Here is a 19,475-nt window from a genome sequence, read left to right as displayed (position 1 = left end):
GCGCGTCGGCGGACGACGGCACGCCGGGTGCTGAAGGGCGCCGTGCCGTACGCGCTCGCGTTCGCCGGGGGCCTCGCGGGGTCGCTGCACTGTCTCGGCATGTGCGGCGGCCTGGTCGGCATCCTCGCATCGGCCGGTCCGGGGCGCTCGTGGCCGCGCGTGCTCGTGTACAACCTCTCGCGGGTCGTCACCCTCGGCGCGATCGGCGCCATGGCGGGAGGGCTCGGCGCGACGATCGTCGCCTGGGGACCGCTCGTCGTGGCGGAACGACTGCTCGCGATCGCCGCCGGCGGCGCCATGGCGATCGTCGGGCTCGAGGTGCTCGGCGTTGCGGCCCCGCGGGGCCAGCGACTCGCCGCCAGGCTGCAGGGCGGTCTCAGCCGAGCGCTGGGCGACGTGCTGCGGGCGCCGTCGGCGCTCGCGCCGATCGCCTTCGGGGCGCTCAACGCGCTCTTGCCCTGCCACCTGGTCTACGCCTTCGCCGCCATGGCTGCGGGCACCGGGTCGGTCGGGCGCGGCTATCTCACGATGCTGGCGTTCGGCCTCGGCACCGTGCCCGCCATGATGATGCCGGCCGCGGCGCGAAGCGTGTTCGGGTCGCGCGGCGGAGGGTTCGCGCAACGCGCCGCGGGCGCGCTCGTGATCGTGGTCGGGATCGTGACGGCGCTGCGCGGCCTGGCGATGGGATCGATGCTGCCCGGGCACGTCCACTGAGGACGCGGGGGCGCGTCAGCGCATGACGAGCGCGATCAGCAGCAGCGCCGTCACCACCAGCTTGATGAGGGCGATGAGCGCGATCGCCACGAGCGCGCGCCCGAGCGGGAAGGGTCGCTCGTGCCGCATGGCGAAGGCGACGGCGGGCACGATGACCGCGTAGCTGAGCCCGATGCGGAGGAAGTGATCGCCGCGCGGATGCACCCACACGGCACCGCCGATGAACGCGAAGCACGCCACCGACAGGGTGAGGATTGCGAGGAACTGGCCGCGGGAAAGTCCGACCGCCGTCCAGATGCCGCGGGTGGGCAAGGGGCCGAAGAGTCTGGAGGGCACACGGCCCGGTGCGAGATCCGTGCCGCAAGGCGGGTTCGCGGCTGCGAGAACGCGGCCACCACGGTTCCCGACGATGGGAAGGATCGCGGCTTCCGGCTCCAGCTCCTGGCGTGAACGTTTGGTATGCGGCTTGCGACGTGGCCGCCCGAGTGACGCCGACACGCAGGGAGATCGAAGCTCGCCTCGCCGAGCATCGCAAGGCCATCGCCGAGCTCGAACGCGAGCTGCGCGCGGAGACGCCGCCCAACTGGCCACCATCGGGCTTCTATCTCACGTTCTACGTCGTCTCGGGGCTCCTGATCGGCATCCTCGGGAGCCTCACGAGCTTCCTGTTCCACATCGTGGGCTCGCTCATCGTGAACCAGGACCCGCTGATGTTCCTGCGCGTGTACGGCACGGTGTTCCTCGGGCAGCGCGCGCTCACCACCGACGATCTCAACTTCTTCATGCTGGTCGCCGTCGTGCACTTCTCGATCGGAGCCGCGGGAGGCGCCGTGTTCAACGTGCTCGTGAACCGCTACGTGCCCGATCGCCCGCTGCTGCAGGTCGGGCTCGGCGCCGCCTACGGCCTCCTCATGTGGGTGGTCAACTTCTACGGGATCCTCGTGTGGCTGCAGCCGCGGCTGGTCGGACACGGCTACGTGCTGGAGCTGATGCCGGTCTGGGTGGCGGCGCTCACGCACGTGATCTACGGCGTGACGCTCGGCCTCCTGCAGCCCCTGGGACGCTTCGTGCCGTATCGATCGGCGGCGGGGGAGGCATGAGCGCGCGCACCCGGGTGACCGTGGGGCTGCTCGCGCTCGTGCTCGCGGGCTCGGCGCGCGCCGAGGACGTGCTCGTCGTCGAGGGGGAGCGCGTCTACACCCGCTACTGCGTCGGATGTCATGGCGACCGGGGCGACGGGCACGGCGCCGCGTCGGACATGCTCCTCACCAAGCCTCGCGACTTCACGAAGGGCATCTTCAAGTTCCGGTCGACGGCGGCGGGCACGCTGCCCACCGACGACGACCTCATGCGCGTGGTCACGCGCGGCGTCTACCGGACGTCGATGCCGGAGTGGTCGCTGCTTCCGGAGCGCGAGCGCCGCGCGGTCGTCGCATACGTGAAGACGTTCTACCCGCAGTGGAACGAGCGCGGCGCCGGGGCCGTCGTCCCGATTCCGGCGCGCCCCGCCTTCGTCGGCTCGCCGGAGTCGGTCGCGCGCGGCAAGGAGGTCTATACGCTGCTCGAGTGCTCGACGTGCCATGGCGCGAGCGGGCAGGGCGACGGCCCGTCGGCCAAGACCCTCGAGGTCGACGTCTGGGGCAACCCGCAGAAGCCGTTCAACTTCACGAAGGGCCGCCTCAAGAGCGGCGGCCACCCCGAAGACGTGTACCGGACGTTCATGACCGGCATCAACGGCACCGCCATGCCGTCGTTCGAGGACATCTTCGCGCAGCCCGACGGCGAGAGCATCCACGACGGCGACGCGTGGCACCTCGTCTCTTACGTCCTCTCGTTGCGAAAGGAGCAGCCATGATCGCCACCGTCGAGGGGCGCCGCCTCGTGAACCTCGGCCTCGTGCGCGCGCACCTGACGGCGAGCGCCGCGTTCTTCGCGGTGAGCCTGCTGGGCGGGCTCGCCTACGCGTTCCAGTTCAACAACCTCTATCCGTTCGCCGGCATCGAGTGGCTGTCGCCGGGGCGCGTGCGCCTCGTCCACACGAACATGGCGGCCTACGGCTTCATCGCCAACGCGTTCATCGCGGGCCTGCTCTACGCGATCCCGCGCCTCACGCGCCGGCCGATCCTGTCCGACCGCCTCGGATGGCTCATCTTCGGCGCGTGGCAGCTCATCATGGTGCTCACGATCGGCGGCGAGCTGCTCGGCTACGGGCAGGCGATCGAGTGGGGCGAGACACCGATCTTCGTCGATCCGCTCGTGCTGGTCGGTCTGGTGCTGCTCGTCGTCAACATGTCGGTGCCGATCTTCCAGTCGACCGAGCCGGGGCTGTACGTGAGCCTCTGGTACTTCCTCGCCGCCTTCGCCTGGACCGGCCTCGTGTACTTCATGGGGAACTACCTGCCGCAGTTCTGGGTGCCCGGGACGGCCGGCGCGGCGATCACGGGGCTCTTCATCCACGATCTCGTCGGCCTCTTCGTGACGCCGATCGGGTGGGGCCTCATGTACTACTTCGTGCCCCTGCTGCTCCGAAAGCCCATCTGGAGCCATGCGCTCTCGCTGATCGGCTTCTGGGGCATCGCCTTCTTCTATCCCATGCAGGGCGTGCATCACTTCCTGCTCTCGCCGATCCCGATGTACGCGCAGTACGGCGCGGTGGTCGCGACCATCGCGGTCGAGATCGTGGTCGTGACGGTGCTCGTCAACTTCGCCGGCACGCTGCACGGCCGTGCCGACGCGATCCGGGGCAACCTCGCGATCCGGTGGTTCTACACCGGCATGATCATGTACGGGATCACGTGCTTCCAGTGCGCCTTCCAGGTGACGCTCACCTTCCAGAAGGTGATCCACTTCACCGACTGGGTCGTCGGACATGCGCACATGGTGATGTTCGGGGTATTCGGCTTCTGGATCATGGGCTTCTTCGTGGAGCTCTGGCCGCGCGCCGTCGGGCGGCCATGGGTGAGCCCGCAGCTCCTCACGCTGCACTACTGGTTCACGCTCGTCGGGTTGACGCTGATGGTCGTCGACCTCACCGCCGCCGGGCTCGTGCAGGGCTTCAGCTGGGGATCGCTCAGCCACTGGGGCGAGTCGGTCGTCGCGTCCATGCCGTTCTGGTGGGTGCGGACGTTCGCCGGCCTCCTCATCGTGGCCGGACAGGGCTTCTTCTTCTACGCGCTGTGGGCGACGGCGCGCGAGCCGGCGACCGCGCCGCACGCGGTCGAGGTGGCGGCCTGATGGAACGATTCGGCGCGAGCTTCCTCATCGCCGGGGTGATCACGTTCCTGCTCGGCTTCTTCCTGCAGGGCGCGATGCCGGTGCTGACGCTGCGCAAGGTGCCGATCAAGAGCGTCGAGGAGGTCACCCGCAACGTGCCGCCGGAGTTCACGCAGCTCGCCGAGGACTACCCGGCCGAGTTCCAGGCCGCGTTCGGCACGCCCACGTCGGGGAGTCTCGCGACGGCGGTGGAGGAAGGGAAGGCGATCTACATCAGCGAGGCCTGCTGGCACTGTCACTCGCAGTTCGTCCGGCCGGCCTCGAACGAGGACCTGCGCTTCGGGCCGGTGTCGACGCCCGAGGAGTACCAGAACCTCATGAACCTGCCGCACCTATTCGGCACGCGGCGGGTCGGCCCTGACCTCATCCGCGAGTCCGGCCGGCATTCGAACGACTGGCAGATGGCGCACCTCTACGACCCGCGCACGGTTGCCCCGTACTCGGTCATGCCGTCGTATCCGTGGTTCTTCACCGCCGACAGGCGTCCGACCAGACGCGCGCTGGCCCTGGTCGCGTACCTGCAGTGGCTCGGGAGCTGGATTCCCGAGAACCAGCGCATCGGAGGCGACTCATGAGGACGCGCTCGATCATCGTGTTCGCGCTCGCCATCGGCGTGATGGTCATCGCGGGTGGCGCCTTCGTCGCGAAGATGTTCGAGTTCGCCATGACGATGGCGGGCGACGAGGTCGCCGGCTTCGGGGCGGTGGCCGTGACGACGTATCTCATGGGCATGCTCCCGCTGCTCCTGCTCCTCCTGTGGGCGGTCACGACCGGCCGCTTCCGCGACATCGAGGCACCGAAGCTCCGCATGCTCGAGCTCGACCGCGAGATCGAGCGCGGCGGCGAGCTCGCGGGTGGGCGTCATGGCTGAGCAGCTCGATCCCATTCTCGCGCCGCCCGGCGCCAGCCCGGCGATCGCGTCGCGGCCCGACACCGAGCTCGACCACCGGCATCACACGTACGAGGCGAATCCGGCGCCCTGGTGGATGGCCATCGTGTGGATCGTCTTCCTCATCGGTGGGGCCGTCTATCTGGTCGTCAACTTGATCGAGTGAGCGCGTGACCGGGGCGTGCGCCCATTGCGGGCTGCCGCTCGGGCGCCGCCCGCTCACCGCGACGATCGACGGCGCGCCGGGGAGCTATTGCTGCTTCGGTTGCGTGCTCGCCCACCAGGTGACGCGAGCACGGGGCGACGACGGTCGCGCGGCCGCGGTCTTGGTGCGGCTCGGCGTCGCGATCTTCTTCGCCATGAACGTGATGATGGTGACGCTGCCGACCTACGTGCCGGCCGTCTACGGGGGCGGGGGCATGCCGACCGACGGGCCGCTCTTCGTGCTCCTGCGCTGGCTCGCGATGGTCTTCGCGGCGCCCGTCCTCGTGCTGCTGGGAGGCCCGGTGCTCGTGGCGGCGACCCGCGCGGCGTGGCGCGGCGTGGCCAGCGCCGATGCGCTCGTCGTCCTGGGAACGATCGCGGCATACACCCTGTCGGTCGTGAACACGATCGCCGGGCGCCCGGCCGTCTACTACGACACGGCGGCGATGCTCCTCGTGCTGGTCACGCTCGGCCGCTACCTCGACGCACGCGCGCGGGCCGACGCCGGTGCGCTGGTACGGGCCACGCTCGCCGGCGGGCCGACCCGAGCGCGTCGGGAGCTGGCGGACGGCACCGAGACGGTCGCGCCGGAGGCGCTCCGCCTGGGAGACGTCGTACGGGTTACGCCCGGGGATGCCTTTCCGGCCGACGGCGTGGTCCTGTCCGGCGTCGGCGGCGTCGACGAGTCGGCGCTCACCGGCGAGGCGGCGCCGGTCACCAAGCAGCCTGCGGACGCGGTGGAGGGAGGCACGTGCTCGGTCGACGGGACCTTCCGCGTGCGCGTGACCGCGCCGGCCGGCGCCAGCGCGACCGCCCGCATCGCGACCCTCGTCGATGCGGCGCTGCGCGAACGCACGCGCGCCGAGCGGCTCGCCGATCGCGTCTCGGCGGTTCTCGTTCCGGTCGTGCTGGCGGTCGCGGCATTGGCTGGGATCGCCTGGACGCGCGCGGCCGGGCCCGACCGCGGGCTCCTGGTCGCGCTCTCGGTGCTCGTGGTGGCCTGTCCATGCGGGCTCGGCCTCGCCACGCCGGTCGCGATCTGGACCGGCCTCACGACCGCGGCGCGCCGCGGCGTCATCGTCCGCAGCGCCTCGGTCCTGGAGCGCATCGCCTCGCTGCAGCGGGTCTTCGTCGACAAGACCGGAACGCTGACCACGGGCCTGCCGCGTGTGGCGCACGTCGACGCGTCGGACGGGAGCCATTCCGACGACGTGCTCGCGCTGGCAGCGGCTCTCGAGACGGGTCTCGCTCATCCCGTGGCGCGCGGCATCACCGCAGCCGCGGAGGCGCGCGCACTCCGCCGGCCCGACGTCGCCGGATTGGAGGTCGTTCCCGGGCGAGGGGTCCGCGGCGTGGTCGACGGCGAGGCGGTGGCCGCGGGCAGCCCATCGTGGGTCGACGGGAAGGCGGCCGGCGCGGACCTTCCGCATCGCGACGGCACGCCGGTGGTCGTCACCCGTGCGGGGCGGATCACCGGCGTCGTGTGGCTGCAGGAGGCGCTTGCTCCCGGCGCGATCGAGGCGATCGCGGAGCTCCGCCGTTTCGGCCTCCGCGTCGGGCTTCTGTCCGGTGACGTGCAAGCGGCGGCGCTCGAAGGGGTGTTCGCGCCAGGGGAGTGTGCGACGGGACTCCGGCCCGAGGAGAAGGTCGCACAGGTGAAGGCGGCCCGGGCGAGCGCCCCGGTCGGGATGGCCGGCGACGGCTTCAACGACGCGCCGGCGCTGGCGGCGGCCGACGTCGGCTTCGCCGTCGGCGACGCGCCCGATCTCACGCGCGTCACGGCAGACGTGGTCGTCGTGCGCGGCGGCGTGCAGCAGGTGCCCTGGGTCATCGAGCACGCGCGGCGGGTCGTGCGCGTGGGGCGCCAGAACCTCGTGTGGGCCTTCGGCTACAACGCGATCGCGGTCGGCCTGGCCGCCGCCGGTCGCCTGAATCCATTGGTCGCGGCGCTCTCCATGCTGGCCAGCAGCGTCGCCGTGGTGGCGAACGCTCGCCGGCTGCGGGCGCCGGACCGGCCGATCGTGGCGTCTCAGGCCGCGAGCTGCGTGTCGACGGCTGCGGCTTCGTCGAAGAACGCCTGGAGGCTCTCCTGGTAGCGATAGAACCGATCGGCGTCGAGCTGTCCCTGCGCCTCGTCGATCGGCACGATGCGGAGCGGCCAGTCGGGAAGCGTCAGGTAGTTGAGCGTGTGCGTGAGATCCGCGCGCCCGTGCGCGAGGATGCTCTCGACCATCTCGCGCCAGGCCGCCCACTCGCCCTCGATCAGGACCGGGTGGTGCGCGCGCACTTGCTCGGGGCGTTCCGCCTGCGAGATCGGGCCGCAGGTGTAGCCGCGGAACGGGAGCACGTAGAGCTCCTCGTGGCCGTCGGGGAAGAGGATGCGCGGGACCAGCGTCATGTCGAGCGGCCCGAGACGCCGGTAGCGATCGGGCGCCGCCGCCATGGCGTCGGCGAGCTGCTGGAACCACGCGACGGAGGGGAAGTGTACCGCGGTCATCGTCGTCCTCCCGGTTACTGCGGCAGCTCGAGCGGCAGCTTGCAGCGATCTCCGCGTTCGAGGCCCGCGACGTGCAGGCGGTGCAGGTACTCCCTCACCTGCTTCTGGAAGAGGAAGGCGGTGCGCATCATGCCCTCCTGCATCCGGTCGACGCCGCCGCCGGCCAGGATGAGCCGGGGCTCGATGCCCTGGGGCTCGAGCGAGAGGGCGAGCATCGCTTCCTCGCCGACGTCGAGGATCCGGTGCACCTCCTCGGCGCGCTCCGGGTGCTCCTGCAGGAAGCGCTTGAGGTGCATCGTGCCGTAGCCGACGTGGCGGGCCTCGTCCTGCATGCAGAGGCGGAAGATCTTCTTCTCGACCTCGGTCGGGGCGAGGAACTCGCCGTGGCGGAAGAGCGTCAGCACGAAGCCCTCGGCGAGGATGTGCATGAGGGAGCTGGCGACGGTGTAGTTGGGCGCGTCCAGGATGATGCGGAGCACGGACTCGGAGCCGGGCGACGCCTGCAATAGGCCGCCGCCGTTCGCGAGGGCGCGCTTGCGGAAGACGTCCATGTGGCGCGCCTCGTCGAACACCTGGCTCGCCAGGAAGAGCTTCACCTCGTGGAAGTCGTGGTTGATGCGCCACAGCCACTTGGCCGGCAGGTCGCCGGCGATGAACTCGACCTCCGTCAGGCCCGTGCAGAGCTGGCAGACGGCCCGCTCGATGTCCTCGGGCAGCTCCTGCAGGCGGTCCCAGGGGATGTCGCGCGCCGAGCTCCACTGGCGCGCGACGGCCTCCTCGTAGAGCTCGCCGCAGTTGTCGGCCCACACCGTGCCGCGATCGTCGACGTCGTAGGTGCCGAGGCTCGGGGTCTCGGGCGGCACCTCGCAGCCCCGCGGCGCCATGCTGCCGTGCGTGCCGCCGCGGACGGGGATCTCGCCATACTTGCCGACGTTGATGTCGTCGAGCGTGAGTCCCAAGGCCGACGGCTTGGCGCGCGTGCCCCAGCCGTCAGGGTTGGCGTGCATCCAGCGCAGGTCGAACTTCCCGTTGCGCATCTCGGAGAGGTGATCGAGCACGCGCTCCAGCGTTTGGCTGACAGGGATCGTCATCGAGGGAGCCCTCCTGGGGCCGACCAGCAGGCGGTGTGCCACACGGGAGCCCGCGGGCCGCGTACGGGATTTCCCAGCCGTCCGAACCGACCGACCGGTCGGTCGCACGGGTGGGAAAGACGCCGTGGAACGGGGCTCGACGCGACGGCCCGTCGCCTGCATTCCATGGGCGCGGTGCCCACGAGCCACGAGGATCAGGCGGCGATCGTCGCCGCGCTACGAGATCCCGGAGCATATCCCCACCCCGTCGCCGACGTGGTGCACGTGCAGACCCACATCTCCCACGTGTTCCTCGCCGGTTCGCACGTCTACAAGCTGAAGAAGGCGGTCGTCTTCCCGTTCCTCGACTTCGGGACGCCGGCCGCCCGCGAGCACTTCTGCCGGGAGGAGGTGCGCCTCAACCGCCGCTTGGCGCCCGGGGTCTACGTGGACGTTGCGCCGGTCGTTCGTGCCGGCGGTGCGCTGCGCGTCGGCGGCGAGGGGCCGGCGCTCGACTGGCTCGTCCACATGGTCCGCTTGCCGGCCGAGCGGACGCTGGCCGCGCTCGTGCGTGCGGGCGCGGCGTCGCCGGAGATCATGCGCGACCTCGCGGGGCGGATCGCGCGTTTCCACGCCAGTGCCCCGATCGTCGAAGCGGGACGCCCGGACGAGCTGGCGTCGGGCTGGGCGACGAACCTCGACGGGGTGCGGCCGTTCGTCGGCCGTCACCTCGCCGCGGAGGACTTCGAGATCCTCGCCGACTTCGGGCGCACGTTCGTGGCGCGGCACGAGGCCGTGCTCGGCGCTCGCCCGCAGCTCGGGCACGTCCGTGACGGCCATGGCGACCTGCGCGCCGACCACGTGTACGTGCTCGACGCACGGATCGACGTGCCCGGCGTGCCGCCCGTCGCGCCCGGCATCTACGTGGTCGACTGCATCGAGTTCTCGCCGGCGTTCCGTGCGATCGACGTGGCGGCCGACGTCGCCTTCCTGGCGATGGAGCTCGAGCAGCTCGGGAGGCGGGACCTGGCCGACCTCTTCGTCGCGGCCTACGCCGAGGAGGCCGGCGACCCGCTCGTGCCGGCCCTCCTGCCGTACTACGCGTGTCACCGGGCGACGGTCCGGGGGAAGGTCGAAGGCCTGGCAGCCGACGAGGCCGAGATGGAAGCGCATGCACGCGCCGACGCGACCGTACGCGCCTGGCAGGGGTTCACGCTGGCCGGTCGCTTCGCCTGGCGAAGCGGTGACCCGGTCGTGGTCGCGTGCACGGGGCTCTCGGGGACCGGCAAGTCGACGGTTGCGAACGCCCTCGCCGACGCGACCGGCTTCGGCGTCGTCAGCTCGGACGTGCTGCGCAAGACGGAAGCGCCGGCCGGGACGGCACCGGCGTACGACGTGGCGGCGCGGAGCGCCGTGTACGCCGGCATCCGGCGCGAGGTGGAACGGCGGCTCGCGCGCAACGAGAGCGTCATCGTCGACGCCACGTTCACGAGCCGCGCCGAGCGGGATCGCCTGGCCCGCAGCGTGCGCGGCTTCGGCCGGCGGTGGATCTTCGTCGAAGCGATCGCCGACGAAGCCGTGGTGCGGAGGCGACTCGATGCCCGCGAGGCCGGATCCGTGTCGGACGCGCGCTGGGACGTGTACGTCCTGCAGCGCGACCACCATGACGCGCTGGGCGCAGCCGAGCCCGCCCTCACCGTCGACACGACGGCGGGCATCGGGGCGGTGCGGGCGGACCTCCTCGGACGGCTGTGGGCGTGGCGCCAGGGCCGTCCGGTTGCGCGCCGGGCCTGACGGCCCGCGGGTCGCGCGCCGGCGCAAAACTTGCGATCCTTGGGCGGGCGATGCCGGCCACACCGCACCACGAGCGGCACTTCACTGCCACGGCCACCGTTCGCGACGTCGTCATCGGGATGGCGGACGGGCTGACGGTCCCGTTCGCGCTCGCGGCCGGGCTCTCGGGCGCCGTCGACTCGACCGCGGTCATCGTGACGGCGGGCCTCGCGGAGATCGCGGCCGGCGCCATCGCCATGGGTCTCGGCGGGTATCAGGCGGCGAAGACCGACGCCGAGCACTACCAGGCCGAGCTGGCGCGCGAGGAGCGCGAGACGGAGGAGGTGCCCCGGGTCGAGGTCGAGGAGGTCGCGGGCGTCTTTCGCCGCTACGGCCTCACCGACAAGCAGATCCGGCCGGTCCTCGACGTCATCACGGCCGACCGCCGCCGCTGGGTCGACTTCATGATGCGCTTCGAGCTCGGGCTCGATCAGCCCGATCCAACACGCGCGCGGCGCAGCGCCTTCACGATCGCCGCGGCGTACGTCGCGGGCGGCCTGATCCCGCTGCTCCCGTACATCCTCTTCCCGCGCGTCGCGACGGCGCTTCCGGTGTCGGTCGGGGTGACGCTCGTCGCGCTCTTCCTGTTCGGCGTCGTGAAGAGCCGCTTCACGGGCATGGCCCCGCTGCGCGGAGGGCTGCAGACGCTCACGACCGGCGGCCTCGCCGCCGCGGCCGCCTTCGCGATCGCGCGCTGGATCAGCTAGGCGACCGACCCAAGACTCCGTCTTGGGTCGGCTTCCTAGCCACGCTTGCCGGGGCGGGGAACCGTCATGACCGGCACGGGCGAATGACGGACGACCTTCTCGGCGACGCTGCCGATGAGGAGGTGCGGAAGGCCGGTCAGGCCCTGCGTGCCCATGACGATCAAGTCGGCGCGGCGCGCGGCGGCGACGATCTCGCGATGCGGATCGCCGACCGCGACCCGGACGGCGGGCGCCCCTCCGCGTGTCCGTCCGGCGACGCGCTTGACGCGCCGGGCGAGCTGCGCCGTGAGGTTGGCCAGCATCGCCTGCGTCGGGCGCTGGAAGATCACCGTCGGAGGGAACCCCTGCACCAGGCCGATCGGCTGGGTCACGTGCAGCACGGTCAAGCGCGCGCCCTGGCGGGCGGCCAGCCCGAGCGCCGTGCGGAGCGCACGGTCGGCGTGGGTCGAGAAGTCGTGCGGCACTAGAACGCGCCGGAAGCCTTTGCGCATTGGTCGATCCTCCGTCAGGACGATTGGGCGAGCGCCGCGCGCAGGAGGTCCTGCACCATCTGCGCATTCGCCTTGCCGCCGGTCGCTTTCATCACCTGGCCGACGAGAAAGCCCATGACCTTCTCCTTGCCGGCGCGAATCTGGGCCACTTGATCGGGGCAGCGCGCGATGACGTCGCGCACCGCGGCCTCGAGCGCTGCGCGGTCACTCACTTGCGCGAGGCCCTCGCGACGCACCAGCTCCTGGGGATCGAGCTCCGTTCCGCGGAGCTTCGGAAGCAGGCCCTTGGCCGTGTTGCGGTTCACGACGCCGGTCGTGACCAGCCGGATCAGCTTCGCGAGCTGCGTCGGGCCGATCGGCCAGGTCCGGATCACGAGCGCCTCGTCGAGCTTCTCGTCGCGCACCATGCGGAGGATCTCGGTCATGGTCCAGTTGGCCATGTCCTTGGCGGGTGCGCCGGCGCGGACCCCCGCCTCGAAGTAGTCGGCAACGTCCTTGCGCTGTGTGAGCACGTCGGCGTCGTAGGCCGAGAGCCCGTGCTCGCGCTCGAGGCGAGCGCGACGCTCCGCGGGCAGCTCGGGCATGGTGCGCCGGATCTCGGCGATCCACGCCGGCTCGACGGCGAGCGGGAGCAGGTCGGGATCGGGAAAGTAGCGATAGTCGTGCGCGCTCTCCTTGGAACGCATGGATCGCGTCTCCTCGCGATCGGCGTCCCACAGGCGCGTCTCCTGAACGATGCGCTCGCCGTCGGCGATCGCCTGCTCCTGGCGCGCGATCTCGTAGACGAGCGCCCGCTCGACGGCGCGGAAGGAGTTCATGTTCTTGATCTCGACCTTGGTGCCGAGCTCTTTCTGGCCGCGCGGCCGCACCGAGACGTTGGCGTCGCAGCGGAAGCTCCCTTCCTCCATGTTGCCGTCGCAGACCTCGAGATACTGCAGGATCGAGCGCAGCGTGCGGAGGTATGCCCCCGCTTCGCCCGGCGTGCGCAGGTCCGGCTCGCTCACGATCTCGAGCAGGGGGACGCCCGAGCGGTTGAAGTCGACCAGGCTGTCGGCCACGTGCGCGTCGTGGACGTTCTTGCCCGTGTCCTCCTCCATGTGGATGCGCGTCAGTCCCACGCGCTTCGTTCCGGCCTCCGTCACGACGTCGATGTGGCCGCCGGCGCAGATCGGCAGCTCGTACTGGCTGATCTGATAGCCCTTCGGGATGTCGGGGTAGAAGTAGTTCTTCCGCGCGAAGATCGAGCTCGGCGCGACGGCGCAGCCGGTGGCGAGGCCGGCGCGGATCGCGAACTCGACCACGCGGCGGTTGAGGACCGGGAGCACGCCGGGCATCCCGAGGCAGACCGGGCAGACGTTCGTGTTGGGCGGCGCACCGAAGCCCGCCGAGCACCCGCAGAAGATCTTCGAGCGCGTGAGGAGCTCTGCGTGCACCTCGAGCCCGATGACGGATTCCATTCCGCCGCTCACAGGCGCGGCCCTCGCTGATGCCAGTCGGTCGAGCCCTCGTAGGCGGCGGCGACGCGCAGGAGCGTCGCCTCGTCGAAGGGCTTGCCGATGAGCTGGAGGCCGACGGGGAGACCGTCGCCGTCGAACCCACACGGGATGGACATGCCCGGAAGCCCGGCCAGGTTCACCGAGATGGTGAAGATGTCCGAGAGGTACATCGTGAGCGGGTCGGCGGTCTTCTCGCCCAGCCGGAACGCGGTGGTGGGCGCGATCGGCGCGACCAGGGCGTCGCAGCCGGCGAGGGCCTTGGTGAAGTCCTGCGCGATGAGCGTCCGCACCTGGAGCGCCTTCAGGTAGTAGGCGTCGTAGTAGCCCGCGGAGAGCGCGTAGGTGCCGAGCATGATCCGGCGCTTCACCTCGGCGCCGAACCCCGCTGCGCGCGTCTCGGCGTACATCTCGCCGACGCTGGATCCGGGGTTCGCGACGCGCAGGCCGTAGCGCACGCCGTCGTAGCGCGCGAGGTTCGACGACGCCTCGGCGGTGGCGACGAGGTAGTAGGTGGCGATCGCGTACTCGCTGTGCGGCAGCGACACCGACTCGACCGACGCCCCCGCCCCCTCGAGGACGCGCACCGCTTCGCGCACCGCGCGCTCGACGTCCGGCTGCATGCCCTCGACGAAGTACTCGCGCGGCATGCCGAGACGGAGGCCGCGGACACCGCCCTCGAGCGAGCCAGCGAGCGCACGAGACGGCCGCGGCGAGGACGTCGAGTCCCTCGGGTCGTGGCCGGCGATCGCATCGAAGAGGACGGCCGTGTCGGCGACGTCGCGGGCGAGCGGTCCCACCTGGTCCAGCGACGACGCGTAGGCCATGACCCCGTAGCGCGACACGCGCCCGTAGGTCGGCTTCAGGCCCACGACGCTGCAGTACGCGGCCGGGAGCCGGATCGACCCGCCGGTGTCGGTTCCGAGGGCGCCGAAGCACGAGCGCGCCGCGACCGCGGCGGCCGAGCCGCCCGAGGACCCGCCCGGAACGCGCGTGCCGTCCCACGGATTGCGGGTCGTCCCCAGGCCCGAGTTCTCGGTCGACGAGCCCATCGCGAACTCGTCGCAGTTGAGCTTGCCGACGATGACCGCGCCCGCCTCGCGCAGGCGCGCGGTGACCGTCGCGTCGTACGGCGGCACGAAGCGCTCGAGGATGCGCGACCCCGCGGTGGTCCGCACGCCGGCGGTGCAGATGATGTCCTTGAGCGCGACGGGAACTCCCGCCAGGCGCCCGACGTCCTCGCCGGCGGCGAGCCGGCGATCGATCGCAGCGGCGGCGGCGAGCGCTTCGTCGCCGCAGACGGTGAGATAGGCGCCGACCTGCGGCTCGGTCGCGGCGATACGCTCGAGGATCGCGCGCGTGAGCTCCACGGCGGACACCTCGCGACGCCGGACCCGCATGGCCGCGTCGCGCAGCGAGAGGTCGTGCAGCGCGCTCATTCGATGATCTTGGGGACGCGGAAGTGGCGGCCTTCACGAGCCGGCGCGTTCGCGAGGAGCGCGTCGTCGGCGGGCGGATTCACGATCTCGTCGTCGCGCAGCGGCGTGGCCGGCTCGGCCAGGGCACGCGCCGGCGCAACGCCCGTCGTGTCGAGGGCGCGCAGCTTCGCGAAGGCGTCGAGGATGTGGTCGAGGTCGGCCGTGAGGCGCTCCTCTTCGGCGGGCTCCAGCCGCAGGCGCGCGAGCGCGGCCACCTTGCGGACCTCGTCGCGCGTGATCGCCACGAGCGGTTCCTACCGCATGGTCCCCACCCCCGCAACGCGACGTTGCGATACGTCGCCGGCACGCCTAGCCTCGCGCGCGGTGGATGCGCGGCGGGAGCTCGGGAGGCGCGGCGAGGAGGTGGCGGACACCTTCGTGCGTGCGCTCGGCTATCGCGTCGTGGCGCGGAACTTCCGCTGTCGGGCGGGCGAGATCGATCTGGTCGCGCTCGACGGCGAGACGATCGTGTTCGTCGAGGTGCGCAGCCGGAGCGGAGACCGGCTCGGAACGCCGCTCGAATCCGTGGACGGGCGCAAGCAGGGGCGGGTGGCTCGTGTCGCGCGCTACTTCCTCGCGGCGCACGGCTGGAGCGAGCGGAGCGCTCGCTTCGACGTGGTCGGCGTCCGCTTCGACCGGGAGCCGCCCGCCGTCGAGCACGTGCGCGCCGCATTCGACGTGCTAGGGTAGGGAATGCTCGACATCCGACTGATCCGCGCCGAGCCCGATCGGGTGAAGGCCGAGCTGGCGAAGGTGGGCGTGCCGCCCGAGCAGATCGACACGGTGCTGGAGGCCGATCGCGTGCGGCGCGAGGCCATCCAGGCCGTCGAGACGCTGCGCGCGGAGCGGACGAAGGCGTCGAACCGCATCCGCGACATGAAGGACCCCGCCGAGCGCGAGCGCGCGATCACGGAGACGCGGGCCTTGGGCGACCGGATCCCGGAGGCCGAGAAGGTGGTGGCGGCGGCAGAAGACGCGTTCCTCTCGCTCATGCTCGAGATCCCGAACCTGCCGCATCCCGACGTCCCCGTCGGTCCCGACGAGTCGGCGAACGAGGTCGTGCGCACCGAGGGCGAGGCGCCGGCGTTCGACTTCACGCCGATCCCGCACTGGGATCTCGGGCCACGGCTCGGGATCCTCGACTTCGAGCGCGGCGTCAAGATCTCCGGCTCGCGCTTCTACATCCTGCGCGGAGCGGGAGCGCGGCTCCAGCGTGCGCTCATCACGTGGATGCTCGACCTCCACGTGCGCGAGCACGGCTACACCGAGGTGTATCCGCCGGCGATGGTGAAGGGCGAGTGCCTCGTCGGCACCGGCAACCTGCCGAAGTTCGCCGACACCGTGTATCGCGACGTCGAAGAGGACCTGTGGTGGGTGCCGACGGCCGAGGTGCCGGTCACGAACCTCTACCGCGACGAGGTGATCGACGGCGCCGCGCTGCCGATCCGGCACGTCGCCTACAGCCCGTGCTTCCGCCGCGAGAAGATGTCGGCCGGGCGCGACGTGCGCGGCATCAAGCGCGGCCACCAGTTCGACAAGGTGGAGATGGTGAAGTTCGTGCGCCCGGAAACGTCCGACGACGAGCTGCGCTCGCTCGTCGGCGACGCGGAGGACGTGTGCCGGCGGCTGGGGCTCCAGCACCGCGTGGTCCGCATGTGCACGGGCGACCTCGCGTTCGCGGCGGCGATGAAGTTCGACGTCGAGGTGTGGGCGCCGGGCTGCGGCGAGTGGCTCGAGGTGAGCTCGTGCTCGAACTTCCGCGACTTCCAGGCCCGGCGCGCGAGCATCCGCTACCGGCCCGCGCCGAAGGCGAAACCTGAGCTGGTGCACACGCTCAACGGCTCGGGCCTGGCGCTGCCGCGCATCATGATCGCCGTCGTGGAGACGTATCAGCGCGTGGACGGGAGCGTCGTCGTGCCGGCGGTGCTCCGGCCGTACATGGGCGGCGTCGACGTCATCGCCGCGGGCGATCCCAGGTAGCGCGCGCTAGAAGAGGTTCCGGAACCAGGGGGCGGTGGTGTGGCTCACGTCCTCGGCCTGAAGGAGGTCGTAGACGATGCGATCGCCGACCCGGGCCTCCGGGACGAAGATCCCCTTCACCTTCACCCAGTCGTCGACCTGGACGTCGACCGGCGCGGGCGCGCGGACGAGCACGCGATGCTCGTGCGCGTCGGCGAGCTCCATCAAGACTTCGCCCTGGAGCTGCTGCATGCGCGAGATGCGACCCTTCAGGGTGACCGTCTCCTGGTAGTACTTCGTGGGCTTCTCGTTCAGGTCGGGAATGCCGGTGCTGCAGCCGGCGAGAGCGATGCCGAATGCGGCGGCGGCCACGAAGCGTGCGCGCTGCATGTGGGGGCCGCGGCTAGCACGCGATCCGGCGAATTGCAAAATCGCGCGATCACGGAATAGATTGACCCCGCTCCGAACCGCCCGTAGCCTCGCCGAACCAACCCAAGGGGGATCCATGCGATTCATCGTCGCCGCCATCATCGCCGTCGCGCTCGCGGGTGTGTCCCGCGCCGACGACGTCGTCGCCACCGTCGGGGGCACGCAGATCACGCGCAGCACGCTCGACAAGACGGTCAAGGCGAAGCTCATCGAGATCGACAACGAGCGCTACGAGGCCCTGAAGGAAGGGCTCGACGAGCTGATCGCGCAGGAGTTGTTCACGCAGGAGGCGAAGGCGAAGGGCACCACGCCCGACGCGCTCCTGAAGGCCGAGGTCGACGCCAAGGTCGGCGAGCCGAGCGACGCGGAGATCCAGCAGGTGTACGACGCCAACAAGGCGCAGCTCGGCGGGCAGACGCTCGAGCAGGTGAAGCCGCGCATCGTCGAGTTCCTGAAGGGCCAGAAGGCGGAGGCGCGCAAGCAGCAGTACGTGAACGAGCTGAAGGCGAAGTACAAGACCACGGTCGCGCTGCGCGCGCCGGTGGTCGAGGTGGCGACGGCCGGGCGCCCCGAGAAGGGCCCGAAGGACGCGCCGATCACGATGATCGTGTTCTCCGACTACGAGTGCCCGTTCTGCCGGCGCGCGGAGGAGACGGTCGAGCAGGTGCTGAAGGCGTACGACGGCAAGATCCGCTACGTGTTCCGCGACTACCCGCTGCCGTTCCACAAGAGCGCGCGGCCGGCGGCGATCGCGGCGGCGTGCGCGAACGAGCAGGGGAAGTACTGGGACATGAACAACAAGCTGTTCAAGATCCAGCTCTCCCCGGACACCATCAAGCAGGCCGCCAAGGACAGCGGCCTCGACATGACGAAGTTCGACGCGTGCGTTGCGAAGAACGACCAGAAGGCGATCGAGCAGGACATCGCCGACGGCGGCACGGTCGGCGTGAACGGCACGCCCGCGTTCTTCATCAACGGGCGCATGATCTCCGGCGCGCAGCCGATCGAAGCCTTCAAGGACATCATCGACGACGAGCTCTCACACGGCGGCGGCAAGTCCTGACGCCCGCCGCGTTCGGGCATCGGGAGGGGTGGCCGAGCCCGGTTTAAGGCAGCGGTCTTGAAAACCGCCAGGGCCGCAAGGCCCTCGGGAGTTCGAATCTCCCCCCCTCCGCTTGTAGGATCAGTGCCTTAGCGCGGCGTGAGAAAAGGTCACGGCAAAGGTCACGGGTTTTGTGCTGCAACGGCACCGTCCGGGACCGGTTTTGCCGTGACGTGCTCGAGCCACCGACCCATGTCGTCGGAGAGCCGCTTCCCATAGTGCTGCTCGATCATCTCGACCGAAGTACCGCAGTAGGTCGCTACCAGCTGGCGGGTCGCGTAGAACTTCCTGGGGCGCAGGTCGGTCGCGCGAAACATCCTGCTGCAGGTGATGGACCACGCGACGCTCACCGATGCGCAGGGCCGCAAGGCCGACTTCCGCCACGTGATCCTCATCATGACGACCAACGCCGGCGCGCAGGAGATGGCCGCCGCCGCGATCGGATTCGGCAACGTGTCGAACGCCGAGAAGGGTCAGAAGGTGATCGAGCGGCTGTTCAGCCCCGAATTCCGCAACCGTCTCGAAGCGGTGGTTCTCTCCGCGGCTCTCGGGGCGGAGGCGGTCGAGCGCGTGGTCGACAAGTTCATGACGGACCTCGAGGGTCAGCTCGCCCAGCGACGCGTGCAGACCGAGCTGACGCCGGCGGCGCGCCGGTGGCTCGCCGAGCGGGGCTACGATGCGACCTTCGGGGCTCGGCCAATGGCGCGGCTCATCCAGGACAAGGTGAAGCGCGTACTGGCGGACGAGATGCTCTTCGGCAAGCTCAAGGATGGCGGCAAGGTCGAAATCGACGTCGCGGCCGACGAGCTCACGTTCGTCTACTCGCCCCTGCCACCGAGCAAGCTCCGATCGGCCAAGTCGGTCTCCGAGCCCGCGGACTGAGCGTGCGCGACGACAACAATTGGTACGGGGTCGGCGGCGGTGCCGTCCGGCCGAGCACACCGCGGTTCGACCGGATCCTGCCGCAGCTCTACGTCGGCGAGTATCCGAACGTCGTCGACGTCCCGTGGCTGCGCGACGCGCACGGTATCACCGCCGTCGTGAACCTCCAGGACGACGCCGACCTCGCCTCCAAGCGCCTGCGGCTCGCCGACCTGCGCGCAGCGTACGCCGCGACGGGCATCGCCTTCGACCACCTGCCCGTCCCCGACGGCGACGCCGAGTTCCTGGCAGACCGGCTGTCCACCATCGTCGGGCACGTGCACTGTCACGTCGAGGCGGGCGCGGTCGTGTATCTGCACTGCAACGGTGGCCTCAATCGCGCGCCGACGGCGGCGATCGCCTACGTGCACGTCCACCACGACCTGCCGCTGGCAGCGGCCAACGAGTTCGTGAA

At 70.7% G+C, this 19,475-nt stretch carries 24 protein-coding genes and 1 tRNA gene; 16 read left to right on the top strand and 9 right to left on the bottom strand.

Annotated elements, in window-relative coordinates; translation table 11 throughout:
* The first annotated feature begins 27 nt into the window (after positions 1-27).
* Positions 28-714, top strand: a complete 687-nt coding sequence (locus tag VMS22_22760) for a sulfite exporter TauE/SafE family protein (protein HXJ36868.1) — start codon at positions 28-30, stop codon at positions 712-714.
* A 15-nt stretch (positions 715-729) separates the two neighbouring features.
* On the opposite strand, the gene VMS22_22755 is transcribed toward VMS22_22760, so the two are convergent.
* Positions 730-1,026, bottom strand: coding sequence for a hypothetical protein (locus VMS22_22755; GenBank protein HXJ36867.1), 297 nt, complete (start codon positions 1,024-1,026; stop codon positions 730-732).
* 173 nt (positions 1,027-1,199) lie between these two features.
* Here VMS22_22755 and VMS22_22750 point away from each other — a divergent pair, with 173 nt between their 5' ends.
* From VMS22_22750 to VMS22_22720, 7 genes are read left to right on the top strand one after another with little or no spacing between them, the layout of a single operon-like run.
* Entirely contained in the window at positions 1,200-1,814 is a 615-nt protein-coding gene (locus VMS22_22750) for a hypothetical protein (GenBank protein ID HXJ36866.1), read from the top strand.
* The gene (locus tag VMS22_22745) at positions 1,811-2,569 is read left to right on the top strand and encodes a cytochrome c (GenBank protein HXJ36865.1); all 759 of its coding nucleotides are present in this window, start codon (positions 1,811-1,813) and stop codon (positions 2,567-2,569) included. Before VMS22_22750 ends, VMS22_22745 begins: the two co-directional genes overlap by 4 nt.
* Positions 2,566-3,948 carry a cbb3-type cytochrome c oxidase subunit I gene (locus tag VMS22_22740; protein ID HXJ36864.1) on the top strand — a complete coding sequence of 461 codons (1,383 nt, stop codon included), beginning with the start codon at positions 2,566-2,568 and terminating at the stop codon, positions 3,946-3,948. The genes VMS22_22745 and VMS22_22740 overlap by 4 nt, the downstream gene beginning before the upstream one ends.
* On the top strand, positions 3,948-4,562 hold the full coding sequence (locus VMS22_22735; GenBank protein ID HXJ36863.1) for a cbb3-type cytochrome c oxidase subunit II: 615 nt from the start codon (positions 3,948-3,950) through the stop codon (positions 4,560-4,562). Before VMS22_22740 ends, VMS22_22735 begins: the two co-directional genes overlap by 1 nt.
* Positions 4,559-4,858, top strand: coding sequence for a hypothetical protein (locus VMS22_22730; protein ID HXJ36862.1), 300 nt, complete (start codon positions 4,559-4,561; stop codon positions 4,856-4,858). The genes VMS22_22735 and VMS22_22730 overlap by 4 nt, the downstream gene beginning before the upstream one ends.
* Complete coding sequence (locus VMS22_22725) at positions 4,851-5,042, top strand: hypothetical protein (GenBank protein HXJ36861.1); 192 nt, start codon at positions 4,851-4,853, stop codon at positions 5,040-5,042. The genes VMS22_22730 and VMS22_22725 overlap by 8 nt, the downstream gene beginning before the upstream one ends.
* Positions 5,043-5,046: 4 nt before the next feature.
* Positions 5,047-7,176 carry a cation-translocating P-type ATPase gene (locus VMS22_22720; GenBank protein ID HXJ36860.1) on the top strand — a complete coding sequence of 710 codons (2,130 nt, stop codon included), beginning with the start codon at positions 5,047-5,049 and terminating at the stop codon, positions 7,174-7,176.
* On the opposite strand, the gene VMS22_22715 is transcribed toward VMS22_22720, so the two are convergent.
* Positions 7,110-7,577, bottom strand: coding sequence for a hypothetical protein (locus tag VMS22_22715; GenBank protein ID HXJ36859.1), 468 nt, complete (start codon positions 7,575-7,577; stop codon positions 7,110-7,112). The two genes, VMS22_22720 and VMS22_22715, sit on opposite strands and share 67 nt — an antisense overlap.
* A gap of 14 nt (positions 7,578-7,591) precedes the next feature.
* Positions 7,592-8,668 carry a ferritin-like domain-containing protein gene (locus VMS22_22710; protein HXJ36858.1) on the bottom strand — a complete coding sequence of 359 codons (1,077 nt, stop codon included), beginning with the start codon at positions 8,666-8,668 and terminating at the stop codon, positions 7,592-7,594.
* A gap of 174 nt (positions 8,669-8,842) precedes the next feature.
* Between VMS22_22710 and VMS22_22705 the strand changes: the two genes are divergently transcribed.
* Positions 8,843-10,441 (top strand): AAA family ATPase, encoded by a 1,599-nt coding sequence (locus tag VMS22_22705; GenBank protein ID HXJ36857.1) that lies wholly within the window; start codon positions 8,843-8,845, stop codon positions 10,439-10,441.
* Positions 10,442-10,491: 50 nt separating this feature from the next.
* Positions 10,492-11,187, top strand: coding sequence for a VIT1/CCC1 transporter family protein (locus VMS22_22700; protein ID HXJ36856.1), 696 nt, complete (start codon positions 10,492-10,494; stop codon positions 11,185-11,187).
* Between the two features lie 35 nt (positions 11,188-11,222).
* On the opposite strand, the gene VMS22_22695 is transcribed toward VMS22_22700, so the two are convergent.
* The 4 genes from VMS22_22695 to gatC are packed head-to-tail and all read right to left on the bottom strand — an operon-like array spanning position 11,223 to position 14,894.
* Entirely contained in the window at positions 11,223-11,678 is a 456-nt protein-coding gene (locus VMS22_22695; GenBank protein HXJ36855.1) for a universal stress protein, read from the bottom strand.
* Between the two features lie 14 nt (positions 11,679-11,692).
* Positions 11,693-13,135 (bottom strand): Asp-tRNA(Asn)/Glu-tRNA(Gln) amidotransferase subunit GatB, encoded by a 1,443-nt coding sequence (gatB, locus tag VMS22_22690; GenBank protein ID HXJ36854.1) that lies wholly within the window; start codon positions 13,133-13,135, stop codon positions 11,693-11,695.
* A gap of 8 nt (positions 13,136-13,143) precedes the next feature.
* A complete protein-coding gene (gene gatA / locus VMS22_22685) occupies positions 13,144-14,610 on the bottom strand; it encodes an Asp-tRNA(Asn)/Glu-tRNA(Gln) amidotransferase subunit GatA (protein HXJ36853.1) in 1,467 nt (488 codons plus the stop codon).
* On the bottom strand, positions 14,607-14,894 hold the full coding sequence (gene gatC, locus VMS22_22680; GenBank protein ID HXJ36852.1) for an Asp-tRNA(Asn)/Glu-tRNA(Gln) amidotransferase subunit GatC: 288 nt from the start codon (positions 14,892-14,894) through the stop codon (positions 14,607-14,609). The genes gatA and gatC overlap by 4 nt, the downstream gene beginning before the upstream one ends.
* A 79-nt stretch (positions 14,895-14,973) precedes the next feature.
* Between gatC and VMS22_22675 the strand changes: the two genes are divergently transcribed.
* On the top strand, positions 14,974-15,339 hold the full coding sequence (locus VMS22_22675) for a YraN family protein (GenBank protein HXJ36851.1): 366 nt from the start codon (positions 14,974-14,976) through the stop codon (positions 15,337-15,339).
* Positions 15,340-15,342: 3 nt separating this feature from the next.
* Positions 15,343-16,629, top strand: a complete 1,287-nt coding sequence (gene serS / locus VMS22_22670) for a serine--tRNA ligase (protein HXJ36850.1) — start codon at positions 15,343-15,345, stop codon at positions 16,627-16,629.
* A gap of 6 nt (positions 16,630-16,635) precedes the next feature.
* Here the strand turns inward: serS and VMS22_22665 are convergent, their stop codons facing one another.
* Positions 16,636-16,998, bottom strand: a complete 363-nt coding sequence (locus VMS22_22665) for a hypothetical protein (protein HXJ36849.1) — start codon at positions 16,996-16,998, stop codon at positions 16,636-16,638.
* A 115-nt stretch (positions 16,999-17,113) separates the two neighbouring features.
* On the opposite strand from VMS22_22665, the gene VMS22_22660 reads away from it, so the two are divergent.
* The gene (locus VMS22_22660; protein HXJ36848.1) at positions 17,114-18,100 is read left to right on the top strand and encodes a thioredoxin domain-containing protein; all 987 of its coding nucleotides are present in this window, start codon (positions 17,114-17,116) and stop codon (positions 18,098-18,100) included.
* Positions 18,101-18,122: 22 nt separating this feature from the next.
* Positions 18,123-18,211 (top strand) — tRNA-Ser (locus VMS22_22655).
* 50 nt (positions 18,212-18,261) lie between these two features.
* Here VMS22_22655 and VMS22_22650 read toward each other — a convergent pair.
* Positions 18,262-18,456: a hypothetical protein gene (locus VMS22_22650; GenBank protein HXJ36847.1), complete on the bottom strand. Its 195-nt coding sequence runs from the start codon at positions 18,454-18,456 to the stop codon at positions 18,262-18,264.
* 13 nt (positions 18,457-18,469) lie between these two features.
* On the opposite strand from VMS22_22650, the gene VMS22_22645 reads away from it, so the two are divergent.
* Together VMS22_22645 and VMS22_22640 are read left to right on the top strand one after the other, a co-directional pair.
* Positions 18,470-19,021, top strand: a complete 552-nt coding sequence (locus VMS22_22645) for an AAA family ATPase (protein ID HXJ36846.1) — start codon at positions 18,470-18,472, stop codon at positions 19,019-19,021.
* A gap of 2 nt (positions 19,022-19,023) precedes the next feature.
* A partial coding sequence (locus tag VMS22_22640) for a dual specificity protein phosphatase family protein (protein HXJ36845.1) occupies positions 19,024-19,475 on the top strand: 452 nt, incomplete at its 3' end.

Source organism: Candidatus Eisenbacteria bacterium (assembly GCA_035577985.1).
Lineage (GTDB): Bacteria > Desulfobacterota > Binatia > DP-6 > DP-6 > DATJZY01.
This window is presented reverse-complemented; position numbering and strand designations above follow the sequence as displayed.